Below are 1,525 nucleotides of genomic sequence, written 5' to 3'. Positions count from 1 at the left end.
CATCGTCGGCGGCAGCGGCGCCGACAGCATCGACGGCGGGGCCGGCAACGACACCCTCCGCGGCGGGGCCGGCGCCGACACGCTGATCGGCGGCGACGGCGACGACACCTTCGACTACACCAACGACGCATCCGCCGACTTCGTCGCCAACGGCGCCCTCATCGACAGCATCGACGGCGGGGCCGGCACCGACAGGCTGCTGTTCGGCGGGTCCCAGGGCATCCTCGTCGCCGCCGCCGATTCCCTCGCGCGGGCCGGCTCGGTCGAGCGCATCGACGCCATCGCCACCGCCGCAGCGCTCAGCATCTCGCTGAACGCCAACGCCTGGGACGCCGGCATCCGCACCGTCGACCTGTCCGGCGACACCGACGCGAGCGGAGCGAACGTCATCTACGCCGATTCGGTGACCGGCGGCGGCATGACGCTGATCGGCAGCGCCGGCAACGACCAGATCGCCGGAACCGCCCACGCCGACACCCTTCTGGGTGGGGCGGGCAACGACATATTCGCCTACAAGACCTACGAGCTTCTGTTCTCCAACGGCGCGCTCATCGACAGCATCGACGGTGGCGACGGCGCCGACAGCCTGCAAATGAAGAGGGCGGGCTTCTCCATCTCCGCAACCGACAGCTTCGCCAACGGGATCAGCAACGTCGAGACCCTGATCGGCATCATCAGCGTTGCCTCGTTCAACGTGACGGTCGGCAACGACTTCTACAACGCCGGCTTCCGCGCCATCGATCTCAGCGGCGACACCAGCACCTCCGGCACGAACCTCATCGACGCCAGCGCGGTGACGGCGGGCGGCCTGACCCTGACCGGCTCGGCGGGCAACGACACGATCCGCGGCGGCTCCGGCAACGACACCATCAGCGGCGGCGGCCGCAACGACGCGCTCTACGGCAACGGCGGCGACGACCTCATCGACGGCGGGGCCGGCAACGACACGCTGGACGGCGGGGCCGGCAACGACACCCTCACCAGCGGCACCGGCAACGACACCCTCACCGGCGGCGCCGGCAACGACGTCTTCAAGGACAGCGACAGCAACCTGAACGGCAGCAGCATCACCGACCTCGCCAGCGGCGACGCCATCCACCTCCAGGGGACAGGCGGGCTGACCGCCGCCAACATCCGGATCACCGGGACCGGCGCCGGCGCCACGCTGGAGATCGACACCGACGCCACCGACTTCAGCGCGGTCGAGGCGTCCGTCGCCGTGCCGAACGCCCCCCCGACCGCCATCTTCACCGCCGCCGACGTCAACGGCGGCACCGACACGCTGTTCACCCTGACGGTTGCTCCGGTCATCGGAAACCTGTCCGGCGACAGCGTGGCCCTGACCCCCGGCGCGCCGGTGCGCATCGACCAGTCCGGCGACGCCACCGCGGACGACGGCAACGGCGGCACCATCGGCTGGAGCGGCGGCACGCTGACCGTGCAGCGCTCGGCCACCGCCTCGACGGCCAGCGGCGCCTGGACGGCCGACCGCTTCGGCTTCGCCGGCTCCACCATCACCGCCACC

General features: G+C 71.1%; 1 pseudogene. It reads left to right on the top strand.

Annotation, left to right across the window (positions count from 1 at the left end):
• Window positions 1–1,525: pseudogene (locus DXK32_RS31875) on the top strand (calcium-binding protein); the annotation flags it as partial.

It is taken from the genome of Azospirillum brasilense, from assembly GCF_003349955.1.
Classification (GTDB): Bacteria; Pseudomonadota; Alphaproteobacteria; order Azospirillales; family Azospirillaceae; genus Azospirillum; species Azospirillum brasilense_B.
Note: the sequence above shows the minus strand (reverse complement) of the source record. Positions and strands in the feature narration are given on the sequence as shown.